Here is a 17,010-nt window from a genome sequence, read left to right as displayed (position 1 = left end):
CTTTATAGGTCAGAGAACATGGCGATTTGGGTGGGCTCGTCCCATTGGGGCGGGTCCGTATCCAGAAGGGTATCCCATAACTGCAGGTTCATATCGGGCAGCAGGTTGAGCTTGCGCAGGTGGCGGAATTTAAGCATACGCCAGCCTTTGGCCGCCGCTTTGAGCCGCGGGTCGCGCTGCAGTTTGTACTCCACCAGGCGCGAGCGGCTGCCGGGAAACACCAGAATGCAGCGGCGCTCAGGCAGATTCTGTGGGGCAAGCATAAAGCGAGAGAAGATGGCTGAGGCGAACAGGTAGAAGAGGTAAGCGGGTTGCGCCTGCGGGCCGACCCAGACCAGCGGGTTTTCACCGCTGACGACGTAGCCCATGCGGTGGGCAAGCTGCTGAAGCTGTTCGCGCGCTTTAGCCAGGTCTTCACGGCGGGCGGCAGACTGCTCGGTGGGAAGGAGGTGGTAAAGGGAAGGCTGCTGGGGGTCCGCGGTGGCGTATGACTGCAGGATTTCAAGTACCAGAGGCTGGGGCGGCGTTTGCAGGCCGGGGAATTCCGCGCAGATTTCGGGGTAAAGCTGGTTGAAATCGAGGCGCTCGGTTTGCTGCAAGCGTTCCACTACAGAGATTTCCACGCGGTCTGCCAGCGGCAGGGGCAGGGACTCCGTGGGGGTAGACGGCCAATAATAGCCGCTTTCTTCGGTGCGGGCGGTGCTTTCGTAGCGGCGCAGCCAGCCGGGGGCGCGCACCACCTGGTTGAGACGCTGCTGGAGCTTGCTTAAAAAGTCGTGCGGCAGCGGGTACTCATAAGCGGGCAGGGCTTCTTCCTGCAACAGGGAGGTTAGCGTGGCGGCGTGCAGGTTCAGGTATTCATCCGGCTCGGCGCGGCGGGTAAAGTGCTGGGTCAGGGCGGCTCGGGCGACGCTTTCGAATTTCTTCTCACGCGCGGTAGGGGGAGAGGGAGCAGCTTGCCAGTAGAGTTGGGCGATCTCCTCGTGCGTGTTGGCAGCCAGGCCGTTCAGCCGGAAACCGGCGGCCTGCCCGCCGATGAGGGCGGCGGTGAAGAAGCCCGGTTCCCATTCTGGAATGAGGGTGGTGAGGGGCGGGTTGGCGGCGGGCAGAAAGGCGCGCACCGAGCGGAGCACGCTGGCGAGGGCGTTGGTGTGCCACTGCCAGTCGTAGCGATAGCGCTCCAGGCCAATGCGCATAGCCGAAGCGGTTTCGGGTCCCCACAGCCAGCCGGCCCACAGCGCGCACAGTGCCCAAAAAGCCTGATTGGGGCGTGGGAACACGGCGATGACGCGCGAGATCTCTGCTGGTTGAGGGAAGGGCTCCAGGTCTTTCAGGCGCGCGGCCGCCAGGCTCAGCCCGCCGCTCTCGGGCGGCAGCTGGGGATACGTCACCAGAGGGACGGGGGCGGGCTGCGCGCTCCAGGCCGCGACGGCGTTTTCCATCACACGCCACAGGTTATTCTCGCGGAAGCGCGGCGGAGTGATCATCTGGCGCGGGCGGTCGCGCCCCGAAGGCCAGGCCCACAGGCTGCTGGCGGCATCGCAGGCGCTGAGGATCAACGCGCGCAGCAAATCCAATCGCTGCGTTTCAAGGTCCAGTCCTTCGATTTTGTTGAGCAAGGTGAAGAGAACATACAGGGGCCGGTCCTGGTAAGCGCCGAGGGCTTCTTTGGCACCTTCAAATGCCTCCGCGGATCCAAAGTTGAGCCGTTCCAGGGCGCGCGAGCGGTGCAGGCGCACGCTGCCCAGGTCTTGCAGACGCTGGAGATCGCGCGGGGTAATGGGGGACTCGCCGCGCGTCTGGCAGTGCGGACAGTTGATCAGGCGGGCGTAGGGCTGCGCTTCTCCGCGCCGCCACAAGAACGCCTCGGCGGGCGATTCGCGGCCGCAGTTATCGCAAGCGGTGAGGTAAAGCTCCTGCAGGTGCGCCTCCAGCCGCTGGGTTCCTTTGCGCTGCGCGGCCAGCTCGGCCAGGGCGGATTGGAATAGTTCGGGGGAAGGCGCGCGGGAGAAAATGGTTAAGATGAAGCGTTCGATGGGGTTATTGCTGGCGACCAGCACGCGGTAACCGGCGCGCGCGGCGGCCAGCGGCAGGCGGGGAGATGTGCCCAATGGGTCCAGCAGCCATTCACCGGGCCGGGTGGGAGCTGGGATCAGGCGTGAAAACAGCCCCTGGGGAATGGGCGGCAGGAAGCGCGAGAGGGGCAGCGGGCTGCTCTCGTTCAGGTCGCCGGGAAGATAAGGACGATCTAAAGCGTTCATCCTGAAATGAGTATAAACTGAGCGGGATGAAAATGCCACCGGCAGCGCCGCGCCCACAATTTATTGAGCGGATGGTCATCCGCCCCTATCGAAGATCTGAATAGGACAATGAGTGAAATGATGGGCTGCTAGCCGGCCGGGGATTATCAAAACTGTAAAGCGCGCGAGCGGATGGCAGGGGTGCGGGTGAAGCATGTATAATACAGAAAGTGGAATAGGTTTGATCGAACAGGCACTTATCCGCGGACAAAATCGATGAGTCAAAACCGACCCTCCCAACCTCGCAAAGCAATCCGGGTCTCTTCGCGCATCGCGGAGGGATTGGCAGCCGTGTACCTGATCATCGCGGCGCTGGTGATGCTGGCTGTGCCGTTCCAGGCGCGCGGATGGCTGCGCCTGCCGCTGGCGGGTGGTTTCTACCAGCCAGGGATGCGCCTGGCGGATGTGCTCTTGCGGGACTCGCTGGACGGGTGGGATTTCCGCGCTCAGGGAGTGGAACCGCACGCGCGTCTGGTGGAGTTGGCAGGAGAGCCAGTGAACAGCAGCCAGGATCTGGCGGCCGCTCTGGCAAAACTGCAACCGGGTGAGCCGGTAAATGCCCGCTTTGAGCAGACGGGCGGTCAGCGCGTGGTGGAAGTTCCGGCGCGCGTTCTGACGGATGCGGATCAGCTCTTATATTTTTATCTTCCCTATATCATTGGTTTAATTTACCTGTTGAGCGCGGCCTGGATTTTCTGGACACGGCGCTACCAGGACAGCGCGCGGGCTTTCTGCGTCTTCGCGACATCGGTGGCTATCGCGGCCGGGGGGTGGTTTGACGCGTTAACCGGCCATTTCTGGGCGATGCTGTGGTACGCGGCCATACCGATAGCCGGCGCGGCATTTTTCAACCTGGCGCTGGTCTTTCCGCACCCCGAGGCCTGGCTGCATAACTACCCTGCCGCGCGTTTTGGGCTTTATACATTGGGAGCCGGGCTGGGTCTGGCGGCAGCCGCGTTAAGCGGTACGGCGGTGGGCGGCGCTCTGAGCCTGGCCGCGTATGCTTTCTGCGGCCTCACCAGCCTGGCTGCTCTGGGTTGGATTATGCTGCGGCGCTTGAAAACCGCTTCGCTGGTCGAAACCGACCAGATTCGCCTGATTTTCATCAGCGCGGTGCTCTCTTTTCTGCCGGCGGCGATATGGCTGGCCGGGTCACCCTTTTGGCCGAATGTTGTACATTTTTCGCCCCTGCTCATTGTACCGTTGGCACTTTTTCCGCTGGCGGGTGGTTACGCTCTGCAGCGCTACGGTCTGCTGCGCTCCGATTTCTTCCTGCGGCGCGCTTCGCTGTACGCGCTGCTGGGAGTGTTGGTCGCGGCCGGGTACGCGTTGATGGCAACCGGGGCCAGCCTGGTGGTGAAAGCCTGGCTGCCCGGGCGCTTGCTGTGGGTGGATGGGCTGATTATTTTTCTAATGGCTATGCTGCTGCTGCCGGCTTACCAGGCGCTCAAGCGCAGAGTAGACGCGGTCTTTGTGCGCGGGGAAAACGCTTACCCAGACCGTCTGCAAACCTTTAGCGGAGAATTGACTCATCTGGTGGATATTCCCGGGGTGATCAAGGTGCTGCGTCGCAGCATTGAAGAAACTCTGATGCCGGCCAGCTATCATATTTTTGTCTATGACCCGGTGATCGAGCAGTACGCTGCCGCGCCGGACGCGAGCGGGAAGCCCAGCTCTGATCTTCGCTTTGGTAAGAAGAGCGGGCTGGTGCTGACCCTGGAAAAAATGCGCTTCCCGATTGAAATCGCGGTGGAGCGCACGCTGCCGCTGGAGATTATGAAAGAACAAGCCAGGCTGCGCCTGTTGGGCGCGGAGGTCTATGCGCCGTTGTTGGGCAACCAGCGCCTGGCTGGTTGGGTGGCGCTGGGCCGGCGAGCCTCTGGCAAGCATTATGACCGCACGGATTTGGGATACCTGGATTCGCTGTGCGACCAGGCGGCGCTGGCGATTGAGCGGGCGCAGGTGGTGGCTAACCTGGAGACGCGTGTGCGCGAGCTGAATGTGCTGGCGCGCGTCTCGCAGATGATTAATATTACTCTGTCGTTGGACGATATTCTAGAACTGGTTTTCGCGCAGAGCAGCCAGGTGGTGCCGGCTGAGAATTTTGCGATTATGCTGCGCGATGAAGCGTCTCAGACCCTCTTCTGGCAGTTTCTGGTGCAAGACAACGAACGCCTGACAGCCGAAGAAGGTAAGGCTCTGAAAGAAACCAACCGTCTGGAAAGGGTGGTGCTGGAGACCGGCCAGGCGATTCTGACGGATGATTACGCGCGCGAGTGCAAGCGGCACGGCATTTTCTGTGAGGAAAGCACGCTGGCCAACTGGATGGGGCTGCCCTTGAATGCCGGCGCGGGATCGATTGGCGTGTTGAGCGTTTCGACCCAGGACCCCACGGTCAGTTTTCACCGCGAACAAATGGACCTGCTGCAAGCCATCGCCGATCAGGCTGCCGGGGCGATTGTCAAGGCGCGCCTGCTGGAAGAGACCGAGAAGCGCGCGCGGCAGTTGACCACGCTGAATGAGCTGGCGCGCCAGTTGGGGTCCACCCTGGAGCTGGACCCGCTGCTGAATCACATTTTGGACAGCGCGGTGGAAATTTTGAACTGTGAAGCGGGCAGCCTGCTGCTGGTGGAGGAACCCGGCGGAGACCTGGTCTTTACTGCCACCGCCGGGCCGGTGGCCGCGGAACTGCTCGGAAAGCGCATTCCGGCCGGCACAGGTGTGGTGGGCAAAGCGGTGAGTGAAGCGCGGGCGTTGATTATCAACGATCTTTCGCAATCACCGGAATGGTTTTCCAAGCCGGATGAAGATACCGGCTTCCGCACGCGCAACCTGCTGGTGGTGCCGCTGCAGGTGAAAGACAGCGTTACCGGCGTGCTGGAAGTGATTAACCGCAACGACGGCTTGCCTTTCTTGCAGGAAGACCTGGACCTGCTGGCGGCTTTTGCCGGGCAGGCGGGAATCGCGATTGATAATGCGCGCCTCTACACCCGCACCGACCAGGCCCTGGAAATGAAAGTGGGCGAGCTTTCGACCCTGCAGACCATTGACCGCGAGCTGAATGCCAGCCTGGATACGCGCCGCGCGATGCAAATTACCCTGGAATGGGCGCTGCGCCAATCGGGGGCGACGGCCGGGTTGGTTGGCAGTCTGTCGGAAAACCGTTTGCATGTGGCGGCAGCGCAGGGTTACGAAACGCAGCCAGAAGCGCAGGTGATTGACCTGGCCAATGCGGCCGGCTGGCAGGAAGCCGCCAACCAGGGCGCGATTCTGCGCCTGGCAGGTGAAGGCGCGCGGAGATTGTCTTTTCTGACCGGCGTTCAAACCCAGGTGCTGGTTCCGCTGCGGCGCGAAGCGACTACGATTGGTCTGCTGGTGCTGGAAAGCCGCGCGCCAGACTTTGGCAATGAGGTTGAGGTGAATCAGTTCCTGGCGCGCATGAGCGACCACGCTTCGATCGCGGTTTCGAACGCGCAGCTTTATGAAGAAGTTCAGCGCGCCAACCTGGCCAAGAGCGAGTTCGTCTCCTTTGTGTCTCACGAGCTGAAAAACCCGATGACATCCATTAAGGGTTATACCGAGCTGATCCTGGCCGGCGCGGTGGGACCGGTGAACGACGCGCAGAAGAACTTTTTGGGCACCATCCGCTCGAATGTGGAACGCATGACCACCCTGGTTTCGGACCTGGCGGATGTGTCGCGAATTGAAGCCGGCCGCCTGCGCCTCGATTTTGCGGAAGTGAGAATGGCAGATGTGGTGGAAGAGGTGATGCGCTCGATGAAGCGCCAGGTGGAAGAGAAGAATCTGGTAGTCAGCCTGGACCTGCCGGAGGATCTGGTCACTGTGTGGGCGGATAAAACCCGGCTCAACCAGATTATTACCAATTTTGTGAGCAACGCGGTGAAGTATACCGAAGCCGGCGGGCAAGTCTGGCTGGGGGCGGAAAGCTGCGAGAACCGCTGGGACGCGGAAGGCGCCACGCAGGTGGTGCATTTCTGGACGCGGGATTCGGGGATCGGCATCAGCGAAGAAGACCAGCCAAAGATTTTCCAGAAATTCTTCCGCTCAGAAGACCCCAAAACGCGCGAAGCGCCCGGCACCGGCCTGGGGTTGAACATCACCCGCAGCCTGGTGGAGTATATGGGCGGCAAGATCTGGTTTGAGAGCGAGTTCCGCAAGGGAACCACCTTCCATTTCACCATCCCGGTAGCAGGGCAAGAATAAGCCCACCAGCCGACTTATCCTATGAAGCAGCCCGCGGACGCACTTCCGCGGGCTGCTTTTCAAAAGGAGATGAACAAGTGCGTTTTCAGGCAACGGGCGCAGATTGCGAGAGCGGCAGGTGTTCGCGAATGGAGGAGATTTGCTCTTCAGGCAGATCGTAGTCAACCAGCCTGCCGGAGAGATAGGCGTTGTAAGAAGACAGGTCAAAGTTGCCGTGCCCGGAGAGGTTGAAGAGGATAACGCGTTTTTCGCCGGTTTCTTTGGCTTTGAGGGCTTCATCGATGGCGGCGCGAATGGCATGCGCGGATTCGGGGGCGGGCAGGATGGCTTCGGTTTTGGCAAACAGCAGGCCGGCTTCAAATGTGGAGATCTGCGGAACGGCGATGGCTTCGATCAGCCCCTGGTCGTAGAAGGAGCTCAAGGAAGGCGCCATGCCGTGGTAGCGCAGGCCGCCGGCGTGGATGGGGGCGGGAATGAAGTCGCTGCCGAGGGTGTGCATTTTCACGATGGGGGCCATTTTCGCGGTGTCGCCGTAATCAAAGTCGTAGACGCCGCGGGTGAGCGAGGGGGTGGCGTTGGGTTCAACCGCCAGCAGGCGCGTGCGCTGACCATTGCGGAGATTCTCACGCAGGAAGGGGTAGGCGATGCCGGCAAAGTTGGAGCCGCCGCCAACACAGCCGATGACCACATCGGGGTATTCACCGGCCATATCCATCTGCTTGAGGGCTTCCTCACCGATCACCGACTGATGGATGAGCACATGGTTGAGCACGGAGCCGAGGCTGTACTTCTTTTGTCCGTTGGAGAGGGCGGCAACTTCCACGGCTTCGGAGATGGCGATGCCCAGCGAGCCGGGGCTGTTGGGGTCTTGGGCCAGAATGGCCCGGCCGGATTGGGTGAGGTTGGTGGGGCTGGCGAAAACCTGGGCGTTGTAAGCTTCCATTAAGAAGCGGCGGTAGGGTTTTTGGTCGTAAGAGACCCTCACCATGTAAACTTCCAGCGGCATATCAAAGAACGAGCAGGATATTGATAGCGCGGTGCCCCACTGCCCGGCGCCGGTTTCGGTGGTGAGGGCTTTAGTGCCGCTGATTTTGTTGAAGTAAGCCTGCGGGATGGCGGTGTTGAGTTTGTGGCTGCCGCTGGGCGACGCGCCTTCGTATTTATAGTAAATGTGGGCAGGGGTGCCAAGGGCTTTTTCAAGGCGAATGGCGCGCATCAGCGGGGTGGGGCGGTAGAGTTTGTAGATCTCGCGCACTTCTTCGGGGATGTCAATAAATCGGTCAGAGGAGACTTCTTGCATGATCAATTCCATGGGGAAGAGAGCGCTGAGGAACTCGGGGGTAACCGGTTCTTTGGTCTGCGGGTTGAGCACCGGCGCGGGAGCAGCCGGGCTGTCGGCCACGGCGTTGTACCACTGGCGCGGGATATCCGATTCGTTGAGTAATAAGCGATACTGGTCAGACATGATATTCCTCCTGATTGGGTTGTGGTGTGAAAGCTTAAAAACAAAAAACGTCCGTTCCCAAAAAGGGGACGAACGTCAAAAAATCAGTCCGCGGTGCCACCCCGCTTAAGCTGGTTAAACAAAAATCCCTGTGGTGCGACACACAGGGGAAAAAGCCAGCCTCACTCTTTGCGAGTACGTCAACATTAAAGCGTTGGTTATACTCTTTACCTTGATAACGGTGGCAACTCCGGCACGGGCTACTGGCTTCCGCGTTCGCCTTGCGACTCAGAGGTCCATTCGACTGTACTGTTCAGGCGGAGTTCTCACTATTCTCCACTCACTGGACTGCCGTCGCGCAGTTTACTCGTCCTCGTCAACGTCTTTGGATATGAATTTTGTAACATTATAAGGCTTTGAGGATGAAAGTCAAGAGGCAATTTTTGAAATACTTTGATAAACTGCAAATAGATGTTGATCATAGTTTGACCTACGGATTAAATAATTTTTGATTTTTGATAGACAGTGAAGATTTGGTTAATGAATGATGGTATTGTTACTAGTTCATTGAGAATTCGTGACCACGCCCCTTCAAGAATTGTAAATTGATCCCTATCAATCCTGACCTCAAGTTCATTATGCGGTTTTAATAGAACATATGATCCATTTTTATTAAATTGCTCAGCAAATTTCTCTAGATTGATAGCAATAACGGCATCTAAATTTCCAAGAAGAAATTCAATACCTATATCAGGTGTGATTGGAAACACAGTTATGGGCAAACAGTATGGTGGAATATTATTAAGATTTTTATTTAAATGGCGTGACAGACTTGAAATAATGATGGAACCATTTTCCCAATCAGCGTCACTAATTGAGCTTAAAAAATCTTCACTTGATATTCTCGAACGAGAATTGCAAACTGCTAAATAGACACATTTATCCAGAAGTTGCCAAGAAAAACCACATTTCAGTGCATCAATTGACAGGTTTTCAAGCACATCCCAATAATGAGTATACACCATATTTGTTTCCACAGACCGAAAGGGGGTATTTTTGACAAGCACAGCCTCACTCTTGCCCATATTTATCAATTGAACAATTTCGTTATGTCGATTTCTTTGACGAATTGAACGACGATCATGTTTGCTTGTACATCCCTTGATCTCAATAGGTTGTATTCCTTTATCCCTTGTAAAAACTAAAATATCAGCCAGATGAAGAATATTTGTAATGTCACACTGGATTGCAGACACTACATTAGGATTATTGAAGGCATCGTTTATGAATCTTCGTTCAGTCAAATACCCCTCTTTCCCGTACATAAACCCTGCAGAATGACCAATTGAACACCCAAAAATTTTATGAAAATCATAATCTAAAAGTATCCATGCAAGTCCATCGGCAAGTCTCTTTAATAAAGTACGTCTTCTATAGAACTCTTCTTGGGCGGCTTGATGATTATTCTTCTTACATTGAGTGATCATCTTTTCGGATTCGTAAATTTTGGTTGAGAGAGTTTCCTCCAATTCCTTAATTCGATCTTTAGTAAAAGAACCTTGCCTTAACTTCCCATAAATTTCTGTTACTACAGCATTTGTTTGGTTCTTAATTATATTTATGTTCATAGTCCCCTCTTGGAATATCTTCAAACCATCATTCAGATGTGTATTTAATTATAAGTGCAATCTAACCTATAATATTCCGTATGAACAACTCCAACACGCGCGCATGGTGGATCGGTCTGGCGAGCCTGGCCTGGTTTGTGGGAATGCTGGTGCTGTATTTTGTGTCGCACAAGCCGCTGACTCCCGAACTGGCGGTCGCGCTGGCGTTGGTCGTCTGGCGGCTGCTGCTCAGTTTTGGGCTGGTGTGTTTGGGGGGCGGCCTGGGACGGCTGCTTCTGCCTTCCGCGCCCATTCCCTCTCCGCTGGCGCGGTTGGCGCTGCAAGGCGCACTGGGGCTGGGCTTGCTCAGCCTGGGGTATCACTGGCTGGGGACGCTGGCGGGTGTGTACGCCTGGCTAAATGCCATTTTGCTGGTGGTTGGTTTGGCTCTGCTGAACAAATCGGTGCGCGCCTGGCTGGGGGAATGGCGCGCGCTGCAAACGCAGTGGGCAGAAGGCGGCCGGTGGGGGCGCTGGGCGGCGGGGCTGTGCGCGCTGCTGGCGCTGGGCGCGCTGCTGATTGCCCTCGCGCCGCCGGTTAAATTTGATTCGCTCACCTATCACCTGACGCTGCCGCAGGCCTACAGCCTGCAGCACCGGATTTCATACCTGCCCTGGCTGGTGATGTCTGGCATGCCACAGATTGCCGAGACGCTGTACACCTGGATTTACCCGCTGGGCGGCGCGCCTTCGGCGGCCTTATTGACGTGGTGGGCGGCGCTGCTGGCGCTGATCGGACTGGCAGGCTGGCTGCGAGATCTGCTCGACGCGCGCTCGGCGCTGGCCGGAATGGCGGCGCTGATGTGCGGTTTCTCAATGGTGATGCTGATGGGCTGGGGCTACGTGGACTGGTGGGGGATCCTATTTGGGTGGGCCAGCATGGCAGCCTTGTTTGCCTGGAGAGAAAACGGCCATCAGAAAGACCTCTGGCTGGCCGGGCTGTTTATCGGCTTGGCGATGGGCAGCAAGTATACCGCAGGGGTGCTGGCTCTGGCCGGCGCGGCGGCGCTGGGCTGGCTGTGCTGGCGGCAGAAACGGGCTTTTTTGCCCGCGCTGGCGGTTCTGGCGGCGGGGGCGCTGCTCACCAGCGGGACGTGGTTTCTGCGCAACACGCTGGCAACAGGCAATCCGCTCTACCCGTTTCTGTTCAGCGCGGGGGAGATGAACGTCTATCGTCTGGAGAGCTACCAGAGCGTGCCGCCGTGGGGCAACTGGCTGGATATTGTCTTTCTGCCGCTGCGAGCGATGTACCGCGGGATCGAAAACGCGGAGGGTTACAATGTGTCGATGGGCCCGCTGCTGGCCGCGCTGGGATTTCTGTTCTGGACGGGTTGGAGAAAACTTTCTGAACGGCAGCGCGGTTGGGCCGAGATGCTGCTGGCGTTTTCGATTGCCGGTATTCTGATTTGGACGGCGGCTAACCAGATTTCGGGCAACCTGATCCAGACTCGCTACTATTTTTCGTTGTTTTCGGCTTTCGGCGGGCTGGCCGCGTTGGGCTATTGGGGAATCGTCCAACTGCAAATACCGCAGGTGCGTCTGGGGCGGATCGTCTCGGCGATGATATTGTTTGTGCTCTTGCTGAATGCGATTGAAGTGGGCCAGGAAGTGTTGAAAAAAGATGCGCCGCGGGCGGTATTGGGGTTAAAATCAAATGAGACATTCCTGGCCGACAACCTGGGCTGGTTCCAGCCCGCCATGCAAGCGGTGAAGGATCTGCCTGATGACCAGCAGGTGCTGTTGCTGTTTGAGACGCGCAGTTTTTACTGCTTGCCCAACTGCCGCCCGGATGAAATTCTGGACCGATGGAAGCGGGATTGGCGCGAGCTGAGAGATACGAATGCCATTCTGGCGCGGTGGAAAGCGCAGGGCTTTGAGCAGGTGCTCTTGTACCGCAGCGGGGCCAATTTTATGCGCGAAACCGGCGATATTCATATCACCGCGGATGATTGGCAGGGTTTGGACGCGATGCTGCCAAAATTGGTTGAGATGCAAGATTTTGGCGGGGCTTATCAGTTATACCGGCTGCCTTAGGGCAGACATCATTCCTGAGAAGGAGAGACTTCCAATGGTTGAAAAACGAAAAGAATTTTATCTGGGACGCGTCTTTGACCCCCAAAGCGGCAAGCTGATGGAAGAAAATGTTATGTATGACCCGGCTCATCTGACCACCCACGCGGTGGTGACGGGTATGACCGGCTCGGGGAAAACCGGCCTGTGCGTGGGTATGCTGGAAGAGGCCGCGCTGCAGGGCATTCCGGCGATTATCATCGACCCAAAGGGCGACCTGACCAACCTGGTGCTGCACTTCCCTGATTTGCTGCCCGAAGATTTTAAGCCGTGGATTGACCCGGACCTGCCGCGTCGCGAGGGGAAAACGCTGGATGAACTGGCCGGTGAGACGGCCGAGAACTGGAAAAAAGGCCTGGCGGGTTGGGGCCTGAGAAAAGAGGATATTCTTGCCCTGAAGGAGTCGGTGGAATTCAGCATCTACACCCCCGGTTCCACGGCGGGCATTCCGATCAATATTTTGTCTTCCTTCGCAGCGCCCCAACTGGACTGGGCAACCCAGGCTGAGCTTATCCGCGAGGATATCTCCAGCACTGTTGCCGGCCTGTTGAGCCTGGTGGGAATGAGCGATGTTGACCCGCTGCGTTCCAAAGAGCACATTCTGCTCTCGAATATTCTGGAAAGCGCGTGGAGCCAGGGGAAATCGCTGGATTTGATGGAGCTGATTCTGCAGATGCAATCTCCGCCCTTTGAACGCCTGGGGGCATTCCCGCTGGACCGTTTTTACCCGGAAAAAGAACGCTTTGACCTGGCCATGCTGTTGAACAATATTCTGGCTTCACCGTCCTTCCAGACCTGGGTGGAAGGCCAGCCGCTGGACGTGGAAAAGTTGCTCTACAGCCCGGATGGCAAACCGCGCCACAGCATTTTCTATATCGCGCATTTAAGCGACCAGGAGCGCATGTTCATTGTTACCCTGCTGTTCGCGGCGATTGAAAGCTGGATGCGCACGCAGCGCGGCACCAGCGGACTGCGCGCGCTGGTCTACTTTGATGAGATTTTGGGTTATCTGCCGCCGGTGGCTAACCCGCCTTCGCGGATGATCATGCTGCGCATGCTGAAACAGGCGCGCGCCTTTGGTGTGGGCTTGCTGCTGGCAACGCAAAACCCGGTGGATGTGGATTACAAGGCGCTCTCCAACGCGGGAACGTGGCTGATCGGCCGTTTGCAGACCGAGCGGGACAAGATGCGCCTGCTGGACGGCCTGCAGAACGCGGGCGGCAACGCGCCGATTTCCGAGATTGATAAAATGATCTCCGGCCTGGGCAAGCGCACCTTTGTGCTGCAGAATGTGAACAAGTCGGGCGTTAAACTGTTCCAGACGCGCTGGGTGATGAATTACCTGGCGGGGCCAATGATGCGCTCGCAGATTCCGGCGTTGAATGAACTGGCCATGGGCGGCCGCAAAGCAGACGCGCAGCCCGCCGCCGCGCAAGCCGCGCAAACTGCTCCTGCGGTACAGCCGTCCGCGGCCGCGGCGCATGCCCAGCCCGCGATTGTTACCAACGGGATGAAGAGTTCCGGCTATACCAGCACCGCGCCAAATTTCCCCGGTGACCTGGCGGTGTATTACCTGCCGCAGGAGCTGGACGCGGGACAGGCAATGGAAGCGGCGCGGGTGGGGGCTGGGGCGGCCGCGATGCCAAAAGGGATTGTCTACGTTCCGGCGTTGCTGGCGCAAGCCAGTGTGCGCTATCTCTCCAGCAAGTACCGCATGGAGTTTGAGCAGCGCTTCACCGTGGTGGTGCGCAACCTGGAAGGCCGCATTGTGCCGTGGGAGAAACACGCCTGGCGTAGTCTGGACGCCAGCCAGCTCCACCGCCAGCCGCTGCCGCAAAGCCAGTATGCTCAACCGGCAGCCTGGTTGACTGATGAACGCGCATTAAAACTGTATAGCAGTGATTTTGTTGATTGGGTCTTTCGCAACGGCACCGTGCGGGTGAAAGCCAATGAGTCCTTAAAGGTCTTCGCCGGCCCAGAAGAGACGATGGGATCTTTTCGGGAGAAGTGCAGCGCTGCGGCTCGAGAGGCGATGCAAGCCGAAATGGAAAAATTGGGCGCGGCCAGCCAGAAGAAAATTGACGCCCTGCAATTGAAGCTGGAAAAACAAAAGATGGAAGTGGCCAAACAAGAAGATGAGCTGAACCGGCGGCGAATGGAAGAATTGGGCACCCACGGTGAGTTTCTGTTGGGTATGCTAACCAGCCGCAAGCGCAGCGTCTCCGGTTCGCTTTCCAAGCGGCGCATGACGGCGCAAACAAAACTGGATGTGGAGCGTGAAAAACTGGAGCTGGCAGCCCTGGAGAAGGATCTGGCAGCCTTAAAGAAGGACTATGAAAGTATTTCGGCGGGAGTGAAGAAGAAATGGTCGGATGTCGTGGATGATATTACCGAAGTGCCGCTGAACCCCATGAAGAAAGACATCTTTGTGGACCTTTACGGCATTATTTGGCTGCCGCATTTCCTGGTTCAAGACGGCGAGCGGGTTTTGGAAGTGCCGGCCTTCAAGGCGGAATAGCTTGCACGGTAATGGATGAAAAAAGAGGCGCGGATGGCAAGGTCCGCGCCTCTTTTGCTTGATCAGAAATGCTGGATCAGCTCATTTCCTGGCGGCCGGCCAGGGCGCGCAGCAGGGTGTTTTGATCCGCGTATTCCAGGTCGCCGCCCATCGGCAGACCGCGCGCCAGGCGGGTAACCCGCACGCCCAGCGGAATCAACTGTTGGTGCAGGTACAGAGCGGTGGCGTCGCCTTCCATGCTGGGGTTAGTGGCAATGATAATCTCGCGAATCGTCCCCTGGCGCGTGCGCTCAATCAGCGGGCGAATTTTCAGGTCTTCGGGACCAATGCCCTCAATGGGAGAAAGCACGCCGTGCAAAACGTGGTATCGTCCGGTGAACCCGCCGGTGCGCTCCAGGGCCAGAACGTCTAACGGTTCTTCTACCACGCAAATGGAAGAAGGGTCGCGGTGTTCATCCTGGCAAATGTCGCATTCGGTTTGCCCGGCGACCGTGATGTTAAAGCAAGTCTGGCAGGTGCCGGTTGCGGTGCGAATGGCCTTGAGGGCGTCGGCCAACTGGTTGGGCAGGTCGTCGTTGGAGCGCAGCAGGTGAAATGTGAGCCGCGAGGCGGTTTTGGGACCGACCCCTGGCAGGCGTTCCAGGGCGTTGATCAGGTTTTGTACTGGCTCAGGCAGAATTGGCATGCATTCCTCGGGTTAGAAGCCCAGCCCGGATAAGCCGCCGGAGACTGGCCCCATCTTGTCTTGCTGCAGCTTGCGGGATTTCTCCAGGCCGAGGTTGATGGCCGAGAGCATCATATCTTGCAGCATTTCTGCGTCGGCGTCTTTGAGCAGTTCGGGGTCAATGGTAACCGATTTGCACACCTGGTCGCCCGTCATAACAATTTTGACCGCGCCACCGCCAACGGTGGCTTCGACGGTTTCTTCGGCCAGCTGCTGCTGGGCCAATTCCATTTGCTGCTGCATGGCTTTGAGCTGCTGCATCATGCCGCTCTGGCCGCCGGCCATGCCTTTTCCTCCGGGCATGCGATTAAATCCTTTTGCCATGGTTGGGGTTCCTTTCCAAAAAACATTAATCCTGGTCTACAATCTGGCCGCCCAATCGCAGGGCGGTGCCCAGCATTGAATCACTGTCAACGTCATCCAACTCCTGCGATGGCTGGCTGCCGGTGTTGATGGCGCATTTGAGCGCTAACGGCGAACCCAGCACCTGCCTGATTGCTTCCTGAGCGATGAAGAGGTTTTCCTGGGTGTCCATTTTGGAGCGCAAAACTTCGGTGGCGAAACCGATGACCAGCGCGCCGTCCTTGATTGTAAGCAATTTGCATGAATTGAGCAATGCCGCGGTGGATTTGCTCTTCTCGCGCACCAGGCCGGTGATTTTGCGCCATTCTTTGCGCACGTCGTTCAGGGAGACACCCCCGTTCTCTTCGGGGATAGCATTGGGCGGCGGTGCGGGAACCGGCTGCGGCTGGGGCTGACGGGCTGGTGGGGTGGAACGCGGCGCATCCTGCGAGGTGGGCTGTTGCGGCCGGGCGGAAGGGGCGCTTTGGGTTTTGGCGGGTTGAGCGGGTGGGGGCGGAGCCGCGCTGGCGATTGGCGTGGGCGCTGCCGCCTGGCGCGTCTCTTCGATGGCCTGGGTGAAGGCCAATTCCAACTGCAGGCCGGGGTGCCAGCCGCCGCGCACATCCACGGCGGCCGAGTTGAAGAGCCGAATGGTCTCTACCAGCCAGGGCGTGGTGAAGCGGTTGGCGTGGGCGGCCATTTGCGATTGGGTTTCACTGGTGGCTTCAATCTGATCACCAGAGCCCATGCGAATGAGCAGCAGGCCGCGCAGGTATTCCACCATCTGGCGGGCGAACTGGCGCGCGTCGGTGCCGCTGTCGAGGGCGTGTTGAATGCAGTTGAGACCGGCAGCCGGGCTGCGGTTGACAATGGCTTCCACTAATTCCAGAACGATCTGGCTGGTGGCAGTGCCGAGCACGGTTTGAGCCACACTGAGGCTGATCTCTTCTCCGGTGGCGGCCAACTGGTCGAGCAGGGAGATGGCGTCTCGCATGGCGCCAGTGGACTGGCGGGCGATGAGGGTGAGCGCTTCGGGTTCGACCTTGAAGCCTTCGGCGTCGCACATCTGCTGGAGCTGGCGCACAATGTCGGCGATGGGGATGCGGCGGAACTCATGGCGCTGGCAGCGCGAGAGCACCGTGGCGGGAATTTTGTGCACTTCAGTGGTGGCCAGAATGAAAATGGCGTGGGCGGGCGGCTCTTCCAGCGTCTTCAACAGGGCGTTGAAGGCGGCGGTGGAGAGCATGTGGACTTCGTCAATGATGTAAACTTTGAACTGCCCGCTGGAGGGGGCAAAATTGATTTTGTCGCGGAGCTCGCGCACGTCGTCGACCGAGGTGTTAGAGGCGGCGTCAATTTCAATCAGGTCGAGAAAACGCCCCTCATTGACGGCCACGCAGTGCGCGCAGGTGTCGCAGGGCCGATTGGCCGGGTCGGGGTCGAGGCAGTTGACGGCTTTGGCCAGTAAGCGGGCGGTGGTGGTTTTGCCGGTGCCGCGCGGGCCAGAGAACAGATAGGCGTGGCCAACCCGCCCGGAGCGGATGGCGTTGCGCAGGGTGCGGGTAACGTGCTCCTGCCCGATGACTTCATCCCAGAGGTGAGGGCGCCATTTTCGATACAAGGCCTGTGACATGCGGTAAGTCCGTTCTCTTTCTGGTTGAATGGTTGATTCTTTGCGCGGTGATAAAACCAACCCTGGGCGCAAAGCAAACCCAGGATCGG

Annotated in this window: 9 protein-coding genes; 3 read left to right on the top strand and 6 right to left on the bottom strand. The window is 58.3% G+C overall.

Translation table 11 applies throughout. The annotated features are described in order from the left end of the window. Positions 1-2 precede the first annotated feature (2 nt). The gene (locus ADN00_RS03420) at positions 3-2,261 is read right to left on the bottom strand and encodes a hypothetical protein (RefSeq protein WP_075061554.1); all 2,259 of its coding nucleotides are present in this window, start codon (positions 2,259-2,261) and stop codon (positions 3-5) included. Between the two features lie 255 nt (positions 2,262-2,516). Here ADN00_RS03420 and ADN00_RS03415 point away from each other — a divergent pair, with 255 nt between their 5' ends. Beyond that, positions 2,517-6,524 (top strand): GAF domain-containing protein, encoded by a 4,008-nt coding sequence (locus ADN00_RS03415; protein WP_152966243.1) that lies wholly within the window; start codon positions 2,517-2,519, stop codon positions 6,522-6,524. Between the two features lie 85 nt (positions 6,525-6,609). Here ADN00_RS03415 and ADN00_RS03410 read toward each other — a convergent pair whose 3' ends face one another. Together ADN00_RS03410 and ADN00_RS03405 are read right to left on the bottom strand one after the other, a co-directional pair. Then, the gene (locus tag ADN00_RS03410; protein WP_075061552.1) at positions 6,610-7,989 is read right to left on the bottom strand and encodes a TrpB-like pyridoxal phosphate-dependent enzyme; all 1,380 of its coding nucleotides are present in this window, start codon (positions 7,987-7,989) and stop codon (positions 6,610-6,612) included. 476 nt (positions 7,990-8,465) lie between these two features. Beyond that, entirely contained in the window at positions 8,466-9,596 is a 1,131-nt protein-coding gene (locus tag ADN00_RS03405; protein ID WP_075061551.1) for a hypothetical protein, read from the bottom strand. Between the two features lie 80 nt (positions 9,597-9,676). On the opposite strand from ADN00_RS03405, the gene ADN00_RS03400 reads away from it, so the two are divergent. Further along, a complete protein-coding gene (locus ADN00_RS03400; RefSeq protein WP_075061550.1) occupies positions 9,677-11,668 on the top strand; it encodes a glycosyltransferase family 39 protein in 1,992 nt (663 codons plus the stop codon). 34 nt (positions 11,669-11,702) lie between these two features. Beyond that, on the top strand, positions 11,703-14,222 hold the full coding sequence (locus ADN00_RS03395; RefSeq protein WP_075061549.1) for an ATP-binding protein: 2,520 nt from the start codon (positions 11,703-11,705) through the stop codon (positions 14,220-14,222). A gap of 76 nt (positions 14,223-14,298) precedes the next feature. Here the strand turns inward: ADN00_RS03395 and recR are convergent, their stop codons facing one another. From recR to dnaX, 3 genes are read right to left on the bottom strand one after another with little or no spacing between them, the layout of a single operon-like run. Then, complete coding sequence (gene recR, locus ADN00_RS03390; RefSeq protein ID WP_075061548.1) at positions 14,299-14,907, bottom strand: recombination mediator RecR; 609 nt, start codon at positions 14,905-14,907, stop codon at positions 14,299-14,301. A 12-nt stretch (positions 14,908-14,919) separates the two neighbouring features. Beyond that, entirely contained in the window at positions 14,920-15,270 is a 351-nt protein-coding gene (locus tag ADN00_RS03385) for a YbaB/EbfC family nucleoid-associated protein (RefSeq protein ID WP_075061547.1), read from the bottom strand. A 25-nt stretch (positions 15,271-15,295) separates the two neighbouring features. Beyond that, a complete protein-coding gene (dnaX, locus tag ADN00_RS03380) occupies positions 15,296-16,921 on the bottom strand; it encodes a DNA polymerase III subunit gamma/tau (protein WP_075061546.1) in 1,626 nt (541 codons plus the stop codon). Positions 16,922-17,010: the final 89 nt, after the last annotated feature.

The sequence above is a fragment of the Ornatilinea apprima genome (assembly GCF_001306115.1).
GTDB lineage: Bacteria > Chloroflexota > Anaerolineae > Anaerolineales > Anaerolineaceae > Ornatilinea > Ornatilinea apprima.
The sequence above is the reverse complement of the archived record's forward strand: the minus strand, read 5'-3'. Positions and strand labels throughout refer to the sequence as shown.